Origin of the sequence: Endozoicomonas sp. GU-1, from assembly GCF_027366395.1 — a bacterium.
Taxonomy (GTDB): domain Bacteria; phylum Pseudomonadota; class Gammaproteobacteria; order Pseudomonadales; family Endozoicomonadaceae; genus Endozoicomonas.
In genome coordinates, this window is record NZ_CP114771.1 from 552,636 (window position 1) to 571,192 (window position 18,557).

Here is an 18,557-nt window from a genome sequence, read left to right on the forward strand (position 1 = left end):
GCAGGGAGACGATTACTGGCTGTTTGTTCTCTTCTTTATTTGATCAATAAATGGTTTCATTAAAGCCTGGTTCCCAAGCCTGTTAACCGGGATTTCAATGACCTCAAATCCTGCTTTTTGCAGCAGTGCGATTTTCAGCAGCGTTGAACCTTTCCTGGTTTTGAAATCACCACCCACGTAATGAGACGGTCCCTGAACTTCAATCACCATGCTTTGATCTGGCAGAAGCAGGTCAACCGGAGGTAATGAGTTCAAACTCTTTTCTTCTTCAATCTTCAAAGAGGGCAGACATGATTGGAGTTGATTGCGGAAGTCGGCTTGGGTTTTTGAAATGGCTGTCTGGTAATGGCGGACGAACGGACACGCTCTGCCAAGCCAACTTGAGGCCATGATCATGATGGATCGATCCTCTTCATTATCTGGTGAGGTATTTTCCAGGCGCGTCAACAGGTCATCCATGTGCTTTTCAAGCACATTACTTTTACTGGTTTTGGAGACCAGAGCCAACCTGGCGCAGCATACCATGACTCCCCAGAGAGACATCGATATCTCTTCCTGAGTAAACTGAAGGTTCTTACTGATTCGATAGACAAGCGATTCGAACGAAGAGGTAGCCAGGTTCAGCTCAATGAGTTCACCCAGTTTGGCCGTGGCCCACAGCAGGTTGGCAATATCCCGGGCATTAAATTGGTCTTCCTGTGCGTTCACCTTGTGCAAAAGCGCGGCCACGGCCTCGTAGAACCCTGATATTTGCTCCTGCCCGTTATCCACCAGTTTTGCCATGGCCCACAGCAGGTTAGCGATTTCCTGTGGGTTAAAGTTAGTTTTTTGTACGATCACGCAGGTCAACAACACAGCCACGGTTTTGTTGAACTCTGTTGTCTGCTCGTACCTGTTGTCTACCAGTTTCGCCATGGCCCACAGCAGGTTGGCGATATCCTGTGGTTTAAAGTCAGCTTTCTGTACTTTCACGTGGGGCAATAGCATGGCCACGGCCTCGTTGAGCCCGGGTGTCTGCTTCTGCTCGTTGTCCACCAGTTTCGCCATGGCCCACAGCAGGTTGGCGAGATCCCGGGCATTAAATTGGTCTTTTTGTGCGTTCACACAGGGCAACAGTGCCGCTACAGCCTCGTTGAACTCCGGTGTCTGTTCCTGCCCATTGTCCACCAGTTTCGCCATGACCCACAGCAGGTTGGCAACATGCTGGGCAATAAATTGGTCTTTTTGTGCGTTCACGTGGGGCAATAGGGCGGCCACGGCCTTGTTGAGCTCTGGTGTCCGCTCCTGCCCGATGCCCAACAGTTTCGCCATGGCCCACAACAGGTTGGCGATTCCCTGGGCATTAAGTTGGTTTTTCTGTGCCTTCACGAGGGGCAACAGGGCGGCCACGGACCCGTTGAGCCCCGGTGTCTGCTTCTGCCCATTGTCCACCAGTTTCGCCATGGCCCACAGCAGGTTGGCGATATGCTGAGGAATAAACTGGTCTTTCTGTGCGTTCACGAGAGGCAACAGGGCGGCCACGGCCCCGTTGAGCCCCGGTGTCTGCTCCTGCCCATTGTCCACCAGTTTCGCCAGGGCCCACAGCAGGTTGGCGATATGCTGAGGAATAAATCGGTCTTTCTGTGCGTTCACGAGGGGGAACAGGGCGGCCACGGCCTTTTTGAACCCAAGTGTCTGCTCCTGCCCATTGTCCACCAGTTTTGCCAGGGCCCACAGCAGGTTGGCGATATGCTGAGGAATAAATCGGTCTGTCTGTGCGTTCACGAGGGGCAACAGGGCGGCCACGGCCTCTTTGAACCCAAGTGTCTGCTCCAGCCCGTTGTCCACCAGTTTCGCCATGGCCCAAAGCAGGTTGGCAAGGTTCTGGGCATTAAGTCGGTTTTTCTGTACGCTCACGAGGGGCAACAGGGCGGCAAAGGCCTCTTTGAGCCCCGGTGTCCGCTCCAGTTCGCTGTCCACCAGTTTCGCCATGGCCCACAGCAGGTTGGCAATACCCTGGGCATTAAGTTGGTTTTTCTGTGCGTTCACGAGGGGCAACAGGGCGGCTAAGGCCTCTTTGAGCCCTGGTGTCCGCTCCAGCCCGTTGCCCACCAGTTTCGCCATGGCCCACAGCAGGTTGGCAATGGCCTGGGCTTTAAATTGGTCTTTTTGTGCCTTCACGTGGGGCAACAGGGTGGCTAAGGCCTCTTTGAGCCCTGGTGTCCGCTCCAGCCCGTTGTCCACCAGTTTCGCCATGGCCCACAGCAGGTTGGCAATGCCCTGGGCCTTAAGTTGGTCTTTTTGTGCGTTCACGTGGGGCAACAGCGCGACAACGGCCTCGTTGAACTCTGGTGTCCGTTCCTGCCCGTTGTCCATCATTTTTGCCATGGCCCACAGCAGGTTGGCGACACCCCGGGCATCAATATCCCTGGCTGGAGGTGTTTGGCTGCAGTGAAATATTATTGCATCAAATAGCGTTGACAATAACACAGACTGAGTAAGTTTAACTCGCTCATCCATGGGTTTATGTAGGGTAAAAACACCCGCTGAAGTCAATGAATGCAGTGTTGTCGTCAGGCTTCGCCAATTCCAGCTCCGTGTTGCTGCGAAATTTTGCAGTAAACGCATCAGCTGGCTTTGTTCCGCTTGATTTAAAGGTCTTTCAGCAGCTGACGTGTATTTTTTAATTAAACTGGCATATTGCCCGTGATTTCTCCCATCATAGCGATGACCGAAATGATCCGATTTACTCACCAGATCAGCCATTATTTCCTGTTTAATGAGGGCATTAAAATCCTGAGCAGGGTTTACTGAACGGCCCTGTAGATGTTGAGAAGAGCGTGTCCCAGAAGAATGGTAAAATTCATTGCGACCCGGCGCTGTGCGGGAGGGATTATCCCATGGTCTGACTGTGGCATGTCTATATCGCCCACGCCCTGAAGAAGGGGCGTGGTTATTCGGTTGGTTATAATTATTACCTGATCTTGTGTATTTACCACTGATACCAGCAGATCTTCTATCCATAATTATATTTCATTAATTCATGAGAATATAAAAAGCAGACTGCTGTTCTGTTCAGAAGTTCATTTTGCTGAACTCTCTATACGCGCAAGTGGTTGGAGGAGAACTTCTACTCTGAATTGTGAAAACGGTTCTTGAGTCATGATGGCAGGGAGACGATTACTGGCTGTTTGTTCTCTTCTTTATTTGATCAATAAATGGTTTCATTAAATCCTGGTTCCAACGCGGTTTAACCGGAATTTCAATGACCTCAAACCCTGCTTTTTGCAACAGTGCAATTTTCAGCAGAGTCGAACCATTCCTGGTTTTGGAATCACCATTCACGTAATGAAATGGTCCCTGAATTTCAATCACCATGTTGTGCTCTGGCAGAAACAGGTCAACCGGAGGTAATAAGTTCAAACGCTTTTCTTCTTCAATCTTCAAAGAGGGAAGGCGTGATTGGAGTTGATCACGGAAGAAAGTTTGAGGTTCTGAAATGGTTGCCCGGTAATGGGGGACGATCGGAAACGGTCTGCCAAGCCAACTGGCGGCCATGGCAATGACGCGTTGATCCTTTTCATTGTCCGGGGGGGTATTTTCCAGGCGAGTAAGCAGGTCATCCAGGTGCTTTTCAAGCACGTTATTTTTATTGGCTTTGGAGACCAGAGACAACCTGGCACAGCATACCATTACGCCCCAGAGAGACATAAATATATCTTGCTTAGAGGAGAGAGGGTTTTCACTGATTTTGTGGACAAGCGATTTGAAAATAGAGGTAACCACGTCCAGCTCAACGAGCTCACCCAGTTTCGCGGTGGCCCAGAGCAGGTTGGCGATTTCCTTTGGTTTAAAGTTAGCTTTCTGTGCGTACACCCGGGGTAACAACGCGGCCACGGCCTCGTTGAGACCAGGTATCTGCTCTTGCGCGTTGTCCACCAGTTTTGCCATGGTCCACAGCAGGTTGGCGATATGCTGAGGAATAAATTGGTCTTTTTGTGCGTTCACGCAGGGCAACAACGCTGCCACGACCTCGTTGAGCCCTGGTGTCTGCCCCTGCCCGTTGTCCTCCAGTTTCGCCATGGCCCACAGCAGGTTGGCGATCTGCTGAGGAATAACCTGGTCTTTCTGTGCGCTCACCCGGGGCAACAGCGCGGCCACGGCCTCGTTGAACTCTGGTGTCCGCTCCTGCCCGTAGTCCGTAAGTTTCGCCATGGCCCACAGCAGGTTGGTGATATTCTGAAGAATAAATTGGTCTTTCTGTGCGTTGACGCAGTGCAACAGCGTGGCCACGGCCTCGTTGAACTCTGGTGTCCGCTCCTGCCCGTAGTCCGCAAGTTTCGCCATGGCCCACAGCAGGTTGGCGATACTTTGTGGTATTAAGTTAGCTTTCTTTACGTTCACGAGGGGCATTAGCGTGGTCAAGGCCTCGTTGAGCTCTGGTGTCCGATCCTGCCCGTTGTCCATCAGTTTCGCTATGGCCCACAGCAGGTTGGTGATTTCCTGCGGTTTAAAGCAAGCTTTTTGTGTGTTTACATGGGGCAACAGCAAGGCCACAGCCTCTTTGAGTTCTGGAGTCTGCTTCTGACCGTTGTCCACCAGTTTCGCCAGGGCCCACAGCAGGTTGGCAATGCCCTGGGCCTTAAATTGGTCTTTCTTTGCGCTCACGTGGGGCAACAGCGCGACAACGGCCTCGTTGAACTCCGGTGTTTGCTTCTGCCCGTTGTCCACCAGTTTCGCCATGGCCCACAGCAGGTTGGCGATATTCTGAGGATTAAATTGGTCTTGCTGTGCGTTCACATGGGGCAACAGCCCGGCCACGGCCTCTTTGAGCCCTGATGTTTGTTTCAGCCCGTAGTCCACCAGTTTCGCCATGGCCCACAGCAGGTTGGCGATTCCCTGGGCAGTAAATTGGCCTTTCTGTGCGTTCACATGGGGTAACAGCACCACCACCGCCTCTTTGAGCCCTGGTGTCCGCTCCAGCCCGTTTTCCACCAGTTTCGCCATAGCCGACAGCAGGTTGACAATGCCCTGGGGATTAACCTGGTTTTTCTGTGCATTTACGAGGGGCAACAGGGCGGCCACGGCCCCTTTGAGCCCTGGTGTCTGCTTCAGCCCGTTGTCCACCAGTTTCGCCATGGCCCACAGGAGGATGACAATGGCCTGGGCATTAAACTGGTCTTTCTGTGCGTGCACATGGGGCAACAGCGCAGCCATGGCCTCGTTGAGCCCTGGTGTCCGCTCCTGTCCGCTGTCCACCAGTTTCGCCATGGTCCACAGCAGGTTGGTGATTTCCTGTGGGTTAAAGTTAGCTTTTTGAGTGTTCACGGTGGGCAACAACGCGGCCACGGCCTTGTTGAGCTCTGGTGTCTGCTCCAGCCCGTTGTCCACCAGTTTCGCCATGGCCCACAGCAGGTTGGTGATACCCTGAGGAATAAATTGGTCTTTCTGTATGTTCACGTGGGGCAGTAGCACTGCTACGGCCTCCTTGAGCTCTGGTGTCCACTCCTGCCCGCTGTCCATCAGTTTCGCCATGGCCCACAGCAGGTTAGAGATTTCCTGTGGGTTAAAGTCAGCTTTCTGTGTGTTCACAAGGGGCAACAGGGTGGCCACGGCCTCGTTGATCTCTGGTGTCCACTCCCCGTTGTCCACCAGTTTCGCCATGGCCCACAGCAGGTTGGCGATACCCTGAGGAATAAATTGGTCTTTCTGTACGTTCACAAGGGGCAACAGGGCGGCCACGGCCTTTTTGAACTCTGGTGTCTGCTTCTGCCCGTTGTCCACCAGTTTCGCCAGGGCCCACAGCAGATTGGTGATTCCCCGGGCATCAATATTCCGGGCTCCAGGTTTTTGGTAGCAGTTAAATATTATTGCATCAAGCAGAGTTGACAATAAGGCAGCTTGAGTCAACTGAACACGCTCATGCATGGGTTTATAAGGAGTAAAAACACCCGCTGAAGTGAATGAATGAAGAGTTGTCGTCAGGCTTCGCCAATCCCAACGCCGTGTTGGGGTAAAATTTTGCAGCATACGTATCAGCTGGCTTTGTTCCGCCCGGTTTAACGGTCTTTTAGCAGCTGACGTGTATCTTTTAATTGAAAGGGCATATTGACTGTGATTTTTTCCATTATAGCGATGACCGAAACGATCCGCTTTACTCAACAGATCAGCCATTATTTCCTGTTTGATGAGGGCATTAAAATCCTGAGCAGGGTTTACTGAACGGCCCTGTAGATGTTGAGAAGAGCGTGTGCCAGAAGAATGGTAAAATTCATGGCGACCCGGCGCAGTGCGGGGGGGATTATCCCATGGTCTGACTGTGGCATGTCTATATCGCCCACGGCCTGAAGAAGGAGCATGGTTATTCGGCTGGTGGTAATTATTAACTGATCTTGTGTATTTACCACTGATACCAGCAGATCTTCTATCCATAATTATATTTCATTAATTCATGAGAATATAAAAAGCAGACTGCGGTTCTGTTCAGAAGTTCATTTTGCTGAACGGGTTATAAACGCAAGTGGTTGGAGGAGAACATCTACTCTGAATTGTGAAAACGGTTCCTGAGTCATGATGACAGGGAGACGATTACTGGCTGTTTGTTCTCTTCTTTACTTGATCAATAAATGGTTTCATTAAATCCTGGTTACAAAGCTGATTAACCGGGATTTCAATGACTTCAAACCCTGCCTTTTGCAACAGTGCGATTTTCAGCAGAGTCGAACCTTTCCTGGTTTTGAAATCACCATTCACGTAATGAAACGGCCCCTGAACTTCAATAATAATGTTGTGATCTGGCAGTAGCAGGTCAACGGGAGGCAATGAGTTCAGGCACTTTTCTTCTTCAATCTTCAAACAGGGCATGCATGACTGGAGCTGATCGCGGAAGAAAGTTTGAGGTTCTGAAATGTTTGTCCGGTAATGGGGGTTGAACGGACACGCTCTGCCAAGCCAACTGGCGGCCATGATAACAATGTGTCGATCCTTTTCATTGTCCAGGGATGTATTGTCCAGGCGAGTCAACAGGTCATCCATGTGCTTTTCAAACACGTTATTTTTATTGGCATTGGAGACCAGAGACAACCTGGCACAGCATACCATTACGCCCCAGAGAGATATCAATATATCTTGCCTGGAGAACTGAGGATTTTCACTGATTCGGTAGACAAGCGATTCGAATGTAGAGGTAAACACATTCAGCTCAACCAGTTCACCCAGTCTCGCCATGGCCCACAGCAGGTTGGCGATGCCCTGTGGTTTAAAGTTAGCTTTCTGTGCGTTCACGTGGGGTAACAGCGCGGCCATGGCCGCTTTGAACTCGGGTGTCCATTCCAGCCCGTTGTCCACCAGTTTCGCCATGGACCACAGCAGGTTGGCGATGTGCTGAGGAAGAAATTGGTCTTTCTGTGCGTTCACATGGGGCAACAGCGTGGCCACAGCCTCGTTGAGCGCTGGTGTCCGCTTTTGCCCGTAATCCACCAGTTTCGCCATGGCCCACAGCAGGTTGGCAATATGCTGGGCATTCCATTGGTCCTTCTGTGCGTTCACGTAGGGCAACAGGGCGGTCACGGCCTCGTTGAGCCCTGGTGACCGCTCCAGCCCGTTGTCCAACAGTTTTGCCATGGCCCAAAGCAGGTTGCTGATCTGCTGAGGAATAAATTGGTCTTTCTGTGCGTTCACGCAGTGCAACAACGTGGCCACGGCCTCGATGAACTCTGGTGTCCGCTCCCGGGCGTAGTCCGACAGTTTCGCCATGGCCCACAGCAGGTTGGCAATAACCAGTGGTTTAAAGTCAGCTTTCTGTGCGTTCACATGGGGCAACAGTGCGGCCACGGCCTCTTTGAGCTCAGGTGTCCGCTCCTGCCCGTTGTTCACCAGTTTCGCCATGGCCCACAGCAGGTTGGTGATATCCTGTGGTTTAAAGTTAGCTTTCTGTACGATCACGTGGGGCAATAATGTAGCCACGGCGTCGTTGAGCCCCGGCGTCTGCTTCTGCCCGTTGTTCACCAGTTTCGCCATGGCCCACAGCAGGTTGGCGATATCCTGGACATTAAATTGGTCTTTCTGTGCGTTCACCCGGGACAACAACGCGACCAGGGCTTCGTTCAGCCCTGGTGTCTGCTTCTGCCCATTGTCCACCAGTTTCGCCATGGCCCACAGCAGGTTGGCGATATGCTGAGGAATAAATTGGTTTTGCTGTGCGTTCACATAGGGCAACAGGGCGGCCACGGCCTCATTGATCCCTGGTGTCCGCTCCTGCCCGTTGTCCACCAGTTTCGTCATGGCCCACAATAGGTTGGCGATTCCCTGGGCTTTAAATTGGTCTTTCTGTGCGTTCACGTGGGGTAACAGCGTGACCACCGCCTCTTTGAGCTCTGCTGTCCACTCCAGCCCGTTGTCCACCAGTTTCGCCATGGCCCACAGCAGGTTGGCAATGCCCTGGGCATTAAGTCGGTTTTTCTGTGTGTTCACGAGGGGCAACAGGGCGGCCACGGCCTCTTTGAGCCCTGGTGTCCGCTCCAGCCCGTTGTCCACCAGTTTCGCTATGGCCCACAGCAGGTTGACCATGCCCTGGGCATTAAATTGGTCTTTCTGTGCGTTCACTTGGGGCAACAGGGCGGCCACGGCCTCGTTGAGCGCTGGTGTCCGCTCCTGCCCGCTATCCACCAGTTTCGCCATGGCCCACAGCAGGTTGACAATTTTCTGGGCATTAAATTGGTCTTTCTGTGCGTTCACGAGGGGCAACAGGACGGCCACGGCCTTGTTGAGCCCTGGTGTCCGCTCCAGCCCGTTGTCCACCAGTTTCGCCATGGCCCACAGCAGGTTGGTAATGCCCTGGGCATTAAGTCGGTTTTTCTGTGCGTTCAGGAGGGGCAGCAGGGCGGCCACGGCCTCTTCGAGCCCTGGTGTCCGCTCCAGCCCGTTGTCCACCAGTTTCGCCATGGCCCACAGCAGGTTGACAATGGCCTGGGCATTAAACAGGTCTTTCTGTGCGTTCACCTGGGGCAACAGCGCAGCCATGGCCTCGTTGAGCCCCGGTGTCCGCTCCTGTCCGCTGTCCACCAGTTTCGCCATGGCCCACAGCAGGTTGGTAATGCCCTGGGCATTAAGTTGGTTCTTTCGTGCGTCCACGAGGGGCAACAGGGCGGCCACGGCCTCGTTGAGCCCTGGTGTCCGCTCCAGCCCGTTGTCCACCAGTTTCGCCATGGCCCACAGCAGGTTGGTGATACCCTGGGCCTTAAATTGGTCTTTCTGTGCGCTCACGCGGGGCAACAGCGCGCCAACGGCTTCGTTGAACTCTGGTGTCCGCTCCAGCCCGTTGTCCACCAGCTTCGCCAGGGCCCACAGCAGGTTGGCGATACCCCGGGCATCAATATTCCTGGCTTCAGCTTTTTGGCCGCAGTTAAATATTATTGCATCAAGCAGCGTTGACAATAAGTAAGCTTGAGTAAGCTTAACACGCTCATCCATGGGGTTATGAGGGGTAAAAACACCCGCTGAAGTCAATGCATGGATTGTGGTCGTCAGGCTTCGCCAATCCCAACGCCGTGTTGGGGTAAAATTTTGCAGTATACGTATCAGCTGGCTTTGTTCCGCCCGGTTTAACGGTCTTTTAGCAGCTGACGTGTATTTTTTAATTGAACTGGCATATCGACTGTGATCTCTCCCATCATAGCGATGACCGAAACGATCCGCTTTTCTCACCAGGCCATCCATTATTTCCTGCTTAACGAGGGCATTAAAATCTTGAGAAGGGGTTACTGAACGGCCCTGTAGATGTTGAGAAGAGCGTGTGCCAGAAGAGTGGTAAAAGTCATTGCGACCCGTTGCCGTGCGGGGAGGATGATCCCATTGTCTGACTGTGGCATGTCGGTATCGCCCACGCCCTGATGAAGGGGCATGGCCATTCGGTCGGTTGTAACCGTTATCTGATCTTTTGTATTGACCACTGATACCCGCAGAACTTTTATCCATAATTATATTTCATTAATTCATGAAAATATAAAAAGCAGACTGCTGTTCTGCTCAGAAGTTCATTTTGCTGAACTGTCTATAAACGCCGATGGTTGGAGAAGAACAACTACTCTGGAATATGAAAAGGCAAGCTGTTTACCCTGGCCTTTATTTGATCAATAAATGGTTGCCTTAAATCCTGGTGACAAAGCTGGTTAGCCGGAATTTCAATGACCTCAAACCCTGCTTTTTGCAGCAGCGCAATTTTCAGCAGCGTCGAACCCTTCCTGGTTTTGAAATCACCATTCACGTAATGAGACGATCCCTGAATTTCAATCGCTATGTTGTGATCTGGCAGTAGCAGGTCAACCGGAGATAATGAGTTCAGACTCTTTTCTTCTTCAATCCTCAAAGAGGGCAAGCATGATTTGAGGTGATTGCGGACGACAGTTTGGGGTTTTGAAGTGATGGTCTGGTAATGGGGGGCGAACGGACACGCTCTGCCAAGCCAACTGGCGGCCATGGCAATGATGGTTTGACCCTCTTCATTATCCGGGGAGGTATTTTCCAGGCGAATAAACAGGTCATATATGTGTTTTTTAAGCCAGTCATTGTTATTGGCATTGGAGACCAGAGACAACCTGGCACAACATACCATTACACCCCAGAGGGACATAAATATGTCTTGCTGAGAGAGCTGAGGGTTTTCACTGATTTTGTGGACCAGCGATTTGAAGATAGAGGTAACCATGTTCAGCTCAACGAGCTCACCCAGTTTCGCCATGGCCCACAGCAGGTTGGCAATTTCCTGAGATTTAAAGTTAGCTTTCTGCTCATTCACGTGGGGCAACAGCGCGGTGACGGTTTCCTTAAGCTCTGGTGTCTGCTCCTGTACGTCGTCCACCATTTTCGCCATGGCCCACAGCAGGTTGGTCATGCCCTGGGCATTAAGTCGGTTTTTCTGTGCGTTCAGGAGGGGCAGCAGGGCGGCCAAGGCTTTTATGAGCACTGGTGTTTGCTCCAGCCCGTTGTCCACCAGCTTCGCCATGGCCCACATCAGGTTGACAATGCCCTGGGCGTTAAGTTGGTTTTTTTGTACGTTCACGAGGGGCAGCAGGGCGGCCACGGCCTCTTTTAACTCTGGTGTCGGATCCTGCCCGATGTCCACCAGTTTCGCCATGGCCCACAGCAGGTTGGCGATACCTTGTGGTTTAAAGGTAGCTCTCTTCGCATTCACGAGGGGCAACAGTGCGGCCACGGCCTTGTTGAGTTCTGGTGTCGACTTCAGCCCGTTGTCCACCAGTTTCGCCATGGCCCACAGCAGGTTGGAGATTTCCTGAGGTTTAAAGTTGGCTTTTTGTGCACTCACGTGGGGTAACTGTGCAGCCACAGCTTCTTTGAGTTCTGGTGTCGGCTTCTGGCCGTTGTCCACCAGTTTTGCCATGCCCCACAGCAGGTTGGTGATCCCCTGGGCGTTAAATTGGTCTTTCTGTGCGTTCACGAGGGGGAGCAGTGCAGCCAATGTCTTGTTGAGCCCTGGTGTGTGCTCCTGCCCGTTGTCCACCAGCTTCGCCACGGCCCACAGCAGGTTGGCGATCCCCTGGGCATTAAATTGGTATTTTTGTGCGTTCACCAGGGGTAACAGGGTGACCACGGCCGCTTCGAGTTCTGGAGTCCACTCCTGCCCATTGTTCACCAGTTTTGCCATGGCCCACAGCAGGTTGGTGATTTCCTGAGGATTAAAGCACGCTTTTTGTCTGTTTACGTGGGGCAGCAGCGCAGCCACCGCCTCTTTGAGTTCTGCTGTCTGCTCCTGACCGTTGTCCACCAGTTTCGCCATGGCCCACAGCAGGTTGGCGATACCCTGGGCCTTAAATTGGTCTTTCTGTGCGTTCACCCGGGGCAACAGGGCGGCTACGGCCTCGTTGAGCCCTGGTGTCCGCTCCTGGCCGTTTTCCACCAGTTTCGCCATGGCCCACAGCAGGTTGGTCATAGCCTGAGGAATAAACTGGTCTTTCTGTGCGTTCACCCGGGGCAACAGGGCGGCTACGGCCTCGTTGAGCCCTGGTGTCCGCTCCTGGCCGTTTTCCACCAGTTTCGCCATGGCCCACAGCAGGTTGGCAATGCCCTGGGCATTAAGTTGGTCTTTCTGTGCGTTCACGAGGGGCAACAGGGCGGCCACGGCCTCGTCGAGCCCAGGTGTCCGCTCCAGCCCGTTGTCCACCAGTTTCGCCATGGCCCACAGCAGGTTGGTAATGCCCTGGGCATTAAGTTGGTTCTTTCGTACGTCCACGAGGGGCAACAGGGCGGCCACGGCCTCTTTGAGCACTAGTGTCCGCTCCAGCCCGTTGTCCACCAGTTTCGCCATGGCCCACAGCAGGTTGGTGATACCCTGGGCCTTAAATTGGTCTTTCTGTGCGTTCACGCGTGGCAACAGCGCGACAACGGCCTCGTTGAACTCTGGTGTCCGCTCCAGCCCGTTGTCCACCAGTTTCGCCAAGGCCCACAGCTGGTTGGCGATACCCCGGGCATCAATATTCCTGGCTTCAGTTTTTTGGTCGCAGTTAAATATTATTGCATCAAGCAGCGTTGACAATAAGTGAGCTTGAGCAAGCTTAACACGCTCATCCATGGGGTTATGAGGGGTAAAAACACCCGCTGAAGTCAATGAATGAATTGTGGTCGTCAGGCTTCGCCAATCCCAACGCCGTGTTGGGGTAAAATTTTGCAGCATACGTATCAGCTGGCTTTGTTCCGCCCGGTTTAACGGTCTTTTAGCAGCTGACGTGTATTTTTTAATTGAAAGGGCATATTGACTGTGATTTTTTCCATTATAGCGATGACCGAAACGATCCGATTTTCTCAACAGGTCAGCCATTATTTCCTGTTTGATGAGGGCATTAAAATTCTGAGCATGGTTTACTGAACGGCCCTGTAGATGTTGAAAAGAGTGTGTGCCAGAAGAATGGTAACATTCATGGCGACCCGGTGCAGTGCGGGGGGGATTATCCCATTGGCTGACTGTGGCATGTCTGTATCGTCCACGCCCTGAAGAAGGGGCAGTGCCTTTCGGTTGGTTGTAATCATAACCTGATCTTGTGTATTGACCACTGATACCAGCAGATCTTCTATCCATAATTATATTTCATTAATTCATGAGAATATAAAAAGCAGACTGCTGCTCTGTTCAGAAGTTCATTTTGCTGAACTGTCTATAAACGCAAACGGTTGGAGAAGAACAACTTCTGTGGATTGTTCAATGATTCAGAGCCACGCCCCTTTGGTGGGGTGTTTATCCTGGTCTTTATTTGATTAATGCATCGTTTTATGGAATTCCGGTTCCAAAGTTGGTTAATCGGGATTTCAATAACCTCAAATCCTGACTTTTGCAGCAGTGCAATTTTAAGCAGAGTTGAACCATTCCGGGTTTTGAAATCGCTACTCACGTAATGAAATGGTCCCTGAATTTCAATCACCATGTTGCGATCTGGCAGTGACAGGTCAACCGGAGGTAATGAGTTCAAACTCTTTTCTTTTTCAATTTTTAAAGAGGGCATGCATGATTGGAGTTGATCGCAGAAGTCGGTTTGAGGTTTTGAAATGGTAGTCTGGTAATGGGGGATGATTGGACACGGTCTGCCAAGCCAACTGGCGGCCATGGCAATGACGCGCTGATCCTTTTCATTGTCCGGGGGGGGTATTTTCCAGACGAGTAAACAGGTCATCCAGGTGCTTTTCAAGTACGTTATTGGCATTGGAGACCAGAGATAACCTGGCACAGCATACCATTACGCCCCAGAGAGACATAAATATATCTTGCTGAGAGGACTGAGGGTTTTCACTGATTTTGTGGACAGCGATGTGAAGATAGAGGTAACCAGGCTCAGCTCAACGAGTTCACCCAGTTTCGCCATGGCCCACAGCAGGTTGGCGATTTCCTGTGGTTTAAAATTGGTTTTCTGTATGTTGACGTGGGGCAATAGAGCGGCCACGGCCTCTTTGAGCGTTGGTAAAGACTCCTGCCCGTTGCCTGCCAGTTTCGCCAGGGCCCACAGCAGGTTGGCAAGTCCCCGGGCATCAATATCTCTGGCTTCAGGTTTTTGGTTGCACTTGAATATGATGGCACCGAGTAGCGTTGACAGTAAGGCCACTTGCGTACGCTTAACACGCTCCTCCATGGGGTTATGAGGGGTAAATACACCCGCTGAAGTGAAGGCATGAAGTGTTGTCGTCAGACTTCGCCAATTCCAGCTCCGTGTTACGGGATAATTTTGCAGTAAACCTGTCAGCTGGCTTTGTTCGGCTAGATTTAATGGCCTTTTAGCAGCTGACGTGTATCTTTTAATTGAACTGGCATATAGACCATGATGTTTCCCATCATAGCGATAACCGAACCGATCAGATTGACTTGCCAGACCAGCCACTATTCCCTGTTCGATGAGGGCATTGAAATCTTGAGCAGGATATACTGAACGGCAAGGCAGAGACTGAGAAGAGGGTGCGCCAAAAGAATGGGAAAACTCATTACGCCCGGGGATAGAGCGGGAGTGATTATCCCACTGTCTGACTGTGGCATGTCTATATTGTCCACGCCCTGAAGAAGGGGCACGGCCATGCGGTTGGCTGTAATGATTACCTGATCTTGTGTATTGACCACTGATACCAGCAGAACTTCTATCCATAATTATATTTCATTAATTCATGAACAACATGTGTTCAACGCTGGCACGCCATCCCTTGAATGTGACAACGATTTTTGAGTCATGACGGAAGGGGGGGGGATTACTGGCTTTTTTTTTCTCTTCTTTTTTTTGCTTTTTGGTTTGCGTGGTTGCTGTTCTGCAGGTTCTTCGGCGGTGAAGTAACCTTGTTCTTCCCACCCTTCATCGGCAGTAAAGTATTTCTCATCTGTCTCCCTGCTGGTCAATGATTCAGAGCCATGCCCCTGTAACGGGATGTTTATCCTGGTCTTTATTTGATCAATACACAGTTTCATTAAGTCCCGGTTGCAAATCTGTTTAAACGGGACTTCAATGACCTCAAATCCTGCTTTTTGCAACAGTGCGATTTTAAGCAGGGTTGATCCATTCCTGGTTTTGAAGTCACCATTGACGTAATGAAACGGTCCCTGGATTTCAATCACAATGTTGTGATCTGGCAGTAGCAGGTCGACTGGAGGTAATGAGTTCAGACTCTTTTCTTCTTCAATCTGCAAAGAGGGAATGCATGATTGGAGTTGATCACGGAAGTCGGACTGATGTTTTGACATGATTGTCGGGTAACAGGGAGTGGCCGGATAGGCTCTGCCAAGCCAACTGGCAGCCATGACAAGGATGGATAGATCTTCTTGATTGTCTGGGCAGGTATTTTCCAGCCGGGTAAACAGGTCATCCATGTGCTTTTCAAGCACGTTATTTTTATGGGCATTGGAGACCAGAGACATCCTGGCACAGCATACCATGACTCCCCAGAGAGACATAAATATCGTTTGTTGACCGAGCTGAGGATTTTCACTGATTCGGCAGACAAGCGATTTGAACGTAGCGGTAACCTCGTTCAGCTCAACAAGCTCACCCATTTTTGCTATGCACCACAGCAGGTTGGCGATATGCTGAGGAATAAACTGGTCTTTCAGTGCGTTCACGCAGGGCAAGAGTGCAGCCACAGCCTCGTTGAGTTCCGGAACCCGCTCCTTGCCACTGTCCATCAGTTTCGCCATGGCCCACAGGAGGTTGGTGATCCCCTGGGCATTAAATTGGTCTTTCTGTGCGTTCATGTGGGGCAAAAGTGCGGCCAGGGCCGTTTTGAGCCCTGGTGTCAGCTTCTGGCCGTTGTCCACCAGTTTCGCCATGGCCCACAGGAGGTTGACGATTTCCTGTGGTTTAAAGTTAGCTTGATATGCGTTCACGTGAGTCAACAGCGTGGCCACAGCAGCTTTGAGATCTGGTGTCCACTCCCCGTTGTCCACCAGTTTCGCCATAGCCCATAGCAGGTTGGCGATCTGCTGAGGATTAAATTGCTCTTCCTGTGTCTGCACGTGGGGCAACAGCGCGGCCACGGCCTCTTTGAGCATTGGTGTCCGCTCCAGCCCGTTGTCCACCAGTTTCGCCATGGCCCACAGCAGGTTGGCGATCTGCTGAGGAGTAAATTGGTCTAACTGGGTGCTCATGTGGGTCAACAGCGAGGCCACAGCATCGTTCAGCCCTTGTGTCCGCTCCAGCCCGTTGTCCACCAGTTTCGCCATGGCCCACATCAGGTTGGCGATGCCCTGGGCACTGAATTGGTCTTTCTTTGCCTTCACACAGGGCAACAGCCCGGTTATGGCCTCGTTGAGATCTGATGTCTGCTCAAAGCCGTTGTCCACCAGTTTCGCCATGGCCCAGAACAGGTTGGCTATTTCCTGTGGGTTGAAGTTAGCTGTCTGTTCACTCATTTGGGGTAACAGGGCAACCACCGCTTCTGTGAGCCCACGGGTCTGCTCATGCCCGTTCTCCACCAGTTTCGCCATGGCCCAGAACAGGTTGGCAATGCCCTGGGTACTAAATTGGTCTTTCTGTGCGTGCACGAGGTACAATAGCACAGCCACGGCCTCTTTGAGCCCTGGTGTCCGTTTCTGCCCGTTGTCCACCAGTTTCGCCATGGCCCACAGCAGGTTGGTGATACCCTGGGCCTTAAATTGGTCTTTTTTTGCCTGCACGCAGGGCAACAGCACGGCCACGGCCTTTTTGAGCCCGGGTGTCTGCTCCTGACCGATGTCCAACAGTTTCGCCATGACCCACAGCAGATTGGCGATATGCTGAGGAATAAACTGGTCTATTTTTGCCTTCACGTAGGGTAACATTGTGGCCACAGCCGTGATCAGTTCTGGTACCCACTGCTGACCGCTGTCCACCAGTTTCCCCATGGCCCAAAGCAGGTTGGCGATGCCCTGGGCACTGAATTGGTCTTTCTTTGCATTCATATGGGGCAACAGCGCGGCCACGGCCTTTTTGAGCTCTTGTGTCTGCTTCTGCCCGTTGTCCACCAGTTTCGCCATGGCCCACAGCAGGTTGGCGATTTCCTGTGGAGTAAAGTGAGCCTTCTGAATGTTAACGAGGGACATCAGCGCGGCTACGGCCTGGTTTAGCCCTGGTGTTCGCGCCTGTCCGCTGTCCAACAGTTTCGCCATGGCCCACAGCAGGTTGGCGCTTTCCTGTGGGTTAAAGCGAGTTTTCTGTCCGCTCACGAGGGGCACCAGTGCGGCCACCGCCTTTTTGAACGCTGGTGTCTGCTCCAGCCCGGTGTCCGCCAGTTTCGCCATGGCCCAGAACAGGTTGGCGATACCCTGGGGACTAAACTGGTTTTTCTTTGCGTTCACTTGGTGCAAAAGCAGGGTCAGGGACTCTTTGAGTTCTGGTGTCCGCTCCTGCCCGTTGTTCACCAGTTTCGCCATGGCCCACAGCAGGTTGACGATTTCCTGTGGGTTAAAGTGATTTTTCAGTGGTTTCACCTGGGGCAACAGCGTGGCCACCGTTTCTTTGAGCTTTGGTGCTAACTCCCCGTTATCTAACAGTTTCGCCATGGCCCACAACAGGTTGGCGATACCCTGGGCATTAAATTGCTCTTTCTGTGCGTTCACATGGGGCAGAAGTGCGGCCAGGGCCTCTTTGAGTTCTGGTGTCCGCTCCTGCCCGTTGCTTACCAGTTTCGCCATGGCCCACAGCAGGCTGACGATTTCCTGTGGATCAAAGTTAGCTTTCTGTGCGTTTACCTGGGGCAACAGCGCGGGCACAGCTTCTTTGAGCTGGGGTGTCCACTCCCAGTTGTTCACCAGTTTCGCCGTGGCCCACAGCAGGTTGGCGATTCCCTGGGCACCAAATTGGTCTTTGTTTGTGTTTACGCGGGACAACAGCACGGCCACAGCCTCTTTGAGCTCTGGTGTCAGCTCCTGCCCTCGGTCCACCAGTTTCGCCATGGCCCACAGCAGATTGGTTATGCCCTGGGGATCAATATTCCTCCTCGCTTTAGTTTTTTGGTTGCAGTTAAATATTATTGCATCAAGTAGCGTTGACAATAAGGCAGCTTGTGTACGCGTAACGCGCTCATCCATAGGTTTATGAGGGGTAAAGACCCCGGCTGAAGTCAATGAATGAAATGTTGTCGTCAGGCTTCGCCAATTCCAGCTCCGTGTTGCGGTAAAATTGTGCAGTAAACGTATCAGCTGGAGTTGTTCAGCTCGATTTAGAGGTCTTTGAGAAGCTGACGCATATTTTTTAATTGAACTGGCATATTGTCCGTGATATCTACCATCATAGTGATAACCCATGTGATCCGATTTTCTCACCAGACTTTCCATTACCTCCTGTTTGACAAGGGCATTAAAATTCTGTGCAGGGTTTACTGAACGGTGCTGCAGATCTTGAGAAGAGCTTGCGCTCGAAGAATGGTGAAATTTGTTGACCTCCGGCGTATTGCAGAGGGAATTATCCCACTTTCTGACTGTGCCATGTCTGTATCGCCCCCCCGATGAAGAAGCGACACGGTCATCCTGTTGGTTGTAATCATTACCTGATTTTGCGTATTTACCACTGATACCAGCAGAGCTTCTATCCATAATGATATTTCATTAAATCATGAAAATATAA

General features: G+C 51.8%; 8 protein-coding genes. All 8 read right to left on the bottom strand.

The genetic code is table 11. The features are described from left to right. Positions 1 to 12: 12 nt before the first annotated feature. Positions 13 to 3,003 (bottom strand): RAP domain-containing protein, encoded by a 2,991-nt coding sequence (locus O3276_RS02515; RefSeq protein WP_269674216.1) that lies wholly within the window; start codon positions 3,001 to 3,003, stop codon positions 13 to 15. Between the two features lie 156 nt (positions 3,004 to 3,159). Next, positions 3,160 to 6,411 (bottom strand): RAP domain-containing protein, encoded by a 3,252-nt coding sequence (locus tag O3276_RS02520; RefSeq protein WP_269674217.1) that lies wholly within the window; start codon positions 6,409 to 6,411, stop codon positions 3,160 to 3,162. A gap of 156 nt (positions 6,412 to 6,567) precedes the next feature. Next, positions 6,568 to 9,954, bottom strand: coding sequence for an RAP domain-containing protein (locus O3276_RS02525; protein WP_269674218.1), 3,387 nt, complete (start codon positions 9,952 to 9,954; stop codon positions 6,568 to 6,570). A gap of 106 nt (positions 9,955 to 10,060) precedes the next feature. Further along, entirely contained in the window at positions 10,061 to 13,069 is a 3,009-nt protein-coding gene (locus O3276_RS02530) for an RAP domain-containing protein (protein ID WP_269674219.1), read from the bottom strand. A 76-nt stretch (positions 13,070 to 13,145) separates the two neighbouring features. Next, positions 13,146 to 13,658, bottom strand: coding sequence for an RAP domain-containing protein (locus tag O3276_RS02535; RefSeq protein ID WP_269674220.1), 513 nt, complete (start codon positions 13,656 to 13,658; stop codon positions 13,146 to 13,148). Then, positions 13,615 to 13,740 (bottom strand): hypothetical protein, encoded by a 126-nt coding sequence (locus tag O3276_RS02540; protein WP_269674221.1) that lies wholly within the window; start codon positions 13,738 to 13,740, stop codon positions 13,615 to 13,617. The genes O3276_RS02535 and O3276_RS02540 overlap by 44 nt, the downstream gene beginning before the upstream one ends. After that, complete coding sequence (locus O3276_RS02545) at positions 13,722 to 14,615, bottom strand: hypothetical protein (protein WP_269674222.1); 894 nt, start codon at positions 14,613 to 14,615, stop codon at positions 13,722 to 13,724. The genes O3276_RS02540 and O3276_RS02545 overlap by 19 nt, the downstream gene beginning before the upstream one ends. Before the next feature lie 17 nt (positions 14,616 to 14,632). After that, positions 14,633 to 18,526 carry an RAP domain-containing protein gene (locus O3276_RS02550; RefSeq protein ID WP_269674223.1) on the bottom strand — a complete coding sequence of 1,298 codons (3,894 nt, stop codon included), beginning with the start codon at positions 18,524 to 18,526 and terminating at the stop codon, positions 14,633 to 14,635. Positions 18,527 to 18,557 lie beyond the last annotated feature (31 nt).

Excerpts from the sequence above, each read along its gene's own strand:
- O3276_RS02515 (WP_269674216.1), bottom strand. The coding sequence starts at position 3,003 with ATGGATAGAAGATCTGCTGGTATCAGTGGTAAATACACAAGATCAGGT.
- O3276_RS02520 (WP_269674217.1), bottom strand. The coding sequence starts at position 6,411 with ATGGATAGAAGATCTGCTGGTATCAGTGGTAAATACACAAGATCAGTT.
- O3276_RS02525 (WP_269674218.1), bottom strand. The coding sequence starts at position 9,954 with ATGGATAAAAGTTCTGCGGGTATCAGTGGTCAATACAAAAGATCAGAT.
- O3276_RS02530 (WP_269674219.1), bottom strand. The coding sequence starts at position 13,069 with ATGGATAGAAGATCTGCTGGTATCAGTGGTCAATACACAAGATCAGGT.
- O3276_RS02535 (WP_269674220.1), bottom strand. The coding sequence starts at position 13,658 with ATGACCTGTTTACTCGTCTGGAAAATACCCCCCCCGGACAATGAAAAG.
- O3276_RS02540 (WP_269674221.1), bottom strand. The coding sequence starts at position 13,740 with ATGTCTCTCTGGGGCGTAATGGTATGCTGTGCCAGGTTATCTCTGGTC.
- O3276_RS02545 (WP_269674222.1), bottom strand. The coding sequence starts at position 14,615 with ATGGATAGAAGTTCTGCTGGTATCAGTGGTCAATACACAAGATCAGGT.
- O3276_RS02550 (WP_269674223.1), bottom strand. The coding sequence starts at position 18,526 with ATGGATAGAAGCTCTGCTGGTATCAGTGGTAAATACGCAAAATCAGGT.